Origin of the sequence: Embleya sp. NPDC056575 (assembly GCF_042793325.1) — a bacterium.
Classification (GTDB): domain Bacteria; phylum Actinomycetota; class Actinomycetes; order Streptomycetales; family Streptomycetaceae; genus Embleya.
Genome location: NZ_JBHTVA010000155.1, coordinates 1 through 3,398, shown reverse-complemented (window position 1 = coordinate 3,398; position 3,398 = coordinate 1). Strand labels below are relative to the sequence as shown.

Sequence of the window (3,398 nt, the reverse complement as noted above, 5' to 3'; positions counted from 1 at the left end):
CGAAACAACCCGACCCACCCGGGAACGCAAGCCCGGCGGAACCCAACCCGACCCCCTCCCCGGCCACCCGCCGCAGGTCGCCCTTCCCCCGACCCGGGCACCCGCCCCGACGAAACCCCACACCCCGAAGCCCACACCGACAGCGGCCAACCCCACGACCCTGACCGGCCCCGCACCACCCGGCCCGCAGCCACAAGCGCAGCGTCCGCCGGAAACGCCTCAACCCAACCCACCCGGAAGGAAACCCCCACCCGATACCCAAGTGGGGGGATCCGGTTTCCACAGGTGGGCTGTTGTGCACAGGTGCAAGGCGGCGGATCGGTCGGGGAATGGAGGCGGCCTAGTTTCGGGGCATGTCCGGGATTTCGGCTGGTTCTTCTGCATCTCCTCCCTCGGGGCCGCCGAGGTCTGGGGCGGAGCGGGTTGCGGCGTTGCTGGGGGCGCCTGAGGTGCTTTCGGTGCGGGGGGCGGATTCGGGGCGGCGGTTGGTCGAGGCGGTTGCGGATCGGGTGCCGCCTCGGCTTCGGGTGGGTGTGGATCGGCGGGTGGTGGCCGCCGTCGCGGTGCTGGCGTTGGTGGCGGTTGCGCTGGCCGTGGGCGGGTGGTGGCGGGCGCGTCCGCAGAGTGTGGCCGCGCCGGTGGCGGTGGGGCAGGCGACGAAGGGCGCCGGGGAGGGGGCTCCGGTGCAGGCCGCGCCCGCGTCGGGGGTCGCCGGTGGTGCGCCGACTCCCGCGGGTGGGCCGCTTACCGTGCACGTGGCGGGGAAGGTGGCCCGGCCCGGGGTGGTCGTCCTGCCGCCCGGGTCGAGGGTCGCGGACGCGGTGCAGGCCGCCGGGGGCGCGCTGCCGGCGGCGGATCTGGCCACGTTGAACCTGGCCCGCCTCCTGGCCGACGGGGAGCAGATCCCGGTGGGCGTTCCCGGGGCCACGCCCCCGCCCGCCGCCGCCGATCCGTCCGGAGCCGGCTCCGGCGCCTCGGCAGGCGGCGCCCCGGCAGCCGTTCTCGATCTCAACACGGCGACGGCCGCACAGCTTGAGCAACTGCCCGGCGTCGGCCCGGTCCTGGCTCGCCAGATCATCGAAAAGCGCACCCAGTTGGGTCGCTTCGCCACCGTCGATCAATTGCGTCAGGTCCGGGGCATCGGTGATCGCAAGTACAGCGACCTGAAGCCGAGGGTTCGGGTATGACCGCGCCCGAGGTCCCCGGCCGCCAAGGCCCGGGAGCCCCGCCCCCGGCGGCCTCTCGTCCGGCACCCACGCGCCGGAGAGGCCGTGCCCGGACCGACGCCCGCCTCGTCCCCGGCGCGGCCGCCGCCTGGGCCGCCGCGTGGGGCGCGCCGCTGATCCCGCTCCGGGGCACCGTCGCGGTGAGCGTTTGCGCCGCGGCGTGTGCCGCCGTACTCGCATGCCGGCCCACGGTTCGGCGCCGGGCCACGCTCGCCGTCGTGCTCGTGTGCGTCGCGGCCGGCGGACTGGTCGCCGGCCTCCGCACCGCCGCCGACCACGACGGCCCGGTGGCGGTCGCGGCTCGGCAGCGCGCCGAGGCCACCGTCGAGCTGACGGTACGCACCGACCCGGAGCGCCGCGTCACCCGCGTCCGGGGCAGCGAACTCGGCTCGCCACCCACGCTGTTCGACGCCCGGATCGACCGTATCGACCGCGTCGACCCACGCGGTCGTCCACTCGGCGCGCCCGGCGGCCCCGACGCATCGGGAACCTCGCGGATGGCCGGGGTGCGGGTGCGGACGCCGGTCACGGTGCTGGCTACCGGGCCCGATGCGGGCGCCTGGCTCGGGGTGCTGCCGAGTACCCCGATTCGGGTCCACGGTCGCCTGGTTCCGGGGCGGAGCGGCCAGGCCCTGCTCCTGATCCGGGCCGCTCCGGACCGGATCGGCGCCCCCGCCGCCCACCAGCGTTTCGCGGGTCTGCTCCGGGCGCGGCTGCGGGCCGCCTGCGCGGAACTGCCGCCCGCTGCCCGGGGATTGCTTCCGGGCCTGGTCGTCGGCGATACGAGCCGGCTTCCGGCCGACCTCGAAGCCGACTTTCGCACCACCGAACTCACCCATTTGACGGCGGTCAGCGGAACCAACATCACTATTCTGCTGGGTTTTGTGCTGTTCGTGCTCCGCCGTGTGGGCGTCCACGGACGTACGCTGCCGATCGCGGGCGCCGCCGCCGTCGCGTGCTTCGTGGTTGTCGCCCGTCCCGAGCCCAGTGTGCTGCGGGCCGCCGCGATGGGCCTGGTCACCGTGGTCGCGCTGTACACCGGTCGGCCCCGGCGAGGGCTCCCGGCGCTCGCGGTCGCCGTGCTCGGCTTGGTCCTGCTCGATCCGACCCTGGCCCGCTCCTACGGCTTCGCGCTGTCAGCCCTGGCCACCGGCGCGTTGCTCCTGCTCGCCCCGCACTGGACGAACCGGCTCCGGGCCCGGGGTTGGCCGACGTGGGCCGCGGCCCTGGTCGCCGTGCCGCTCGCCGCGCAGGCCGTTTGTGGGCCGCTCGTGGTGACCTTCGCCGGCCGGGTCAGTCTGATGGCCGTCCCGTGCAACCTGCTCGCCGAGTTCGCGGTCGCACCGGCCACGATCCTCGGCTTCGTCACCCTGCTCCTCGCCCCGATCTGCCTCCCGCTCGCCCACCTCACGGCCTGGCTCGGCTCGTGGCCGATCGCCTGGATCGCGGCCGTGGCCCGCACCGGCGCCGACCTGCCCGGCGCCGCCGTCACCTGGCCGACCGGCCTCTTCGGCGGCGCGGCGCTGGCGGCGATCACGATCGCGGCCGTCCCGACCCTGCGGCTGCTTCGCCGCACGTCGCGACCCGGGCGGTCCGGGCGGTCCGGCTGGTCCGGGCAGGGGCGGGCGATCACGACGGCCCTGCTCGCGACCCTCGCGGTGGTTCTCCTGTCGCGTCCGCCGATGTTGGTGCGCCCATTGACCGGCTGGCCGCCTCCGGGCTGGCATCTGGTGATGTGCGACGTCGGTCAGGGCGACGCAATCGTGCTGAACGCGGGCGCCGGCGCGGGCGTTCTGATCGATGCCGGGCCCGACCCGGATGCGGTGGACGGTTGTCTACGCGACCTTGGCATTCGCCGGCTGCCGCTGATTTTGCTGAGCCATTTCCATGCGGACCACGTGGAGGGCCTTCCTGGCGCGCTGCGTGGTCGGGGAGTGGGGCTCATCCAGGGGACTCCGATCCTGGATCCTTCGGGCGAAGTAACGCGAGTCCGCCGTTGGGCCACCAGAGCCGGCGCCTCGTTGGGCATCCCCGCCGGCGCCATTGAGCAGCGCACCTTGGGCTCGCTGACGTGGCAAACGTTTACGCCGTCGAACCTGGAAGCCCTCTCGGCCGCTTCCGGCCCGATTGTGTCACGGCCGGGAGGGGGCGCCGTTCATGGGCGGGCGGGGG

The 3,398-nt window shown here is 74.7% G+C and carries 2 protein-coding genes; both read left to right on the top strand.

Going from position 1 to position 3,398, the window contains the following annotated elements; all coding sequences use genetic code 11:
- The first annotated feature begins 458 nt into the window (after nt 1-458).
- A complete protein-coding gene (locus tag ACFRCG_RS48325) occupies nt 459-1,187 on the top strand; it encodes a helix-hairpin-helix domain-containing protein (RefSeq protein WP_380043041.1) in 729 nt (242 codons plus the stop codon).
- On the top strand, nt 1,184-3,398 hold a 2,215-nt coding region (locus ACFRCG_RS48320), incomplete at its 3' end, for a ComEC/Rec2 family competence protein (protein ID WP_380043040.1). The genes ACFRCG_RS48325 and ACFRCG_RS48320, both read left to right, overlap by 4 nt.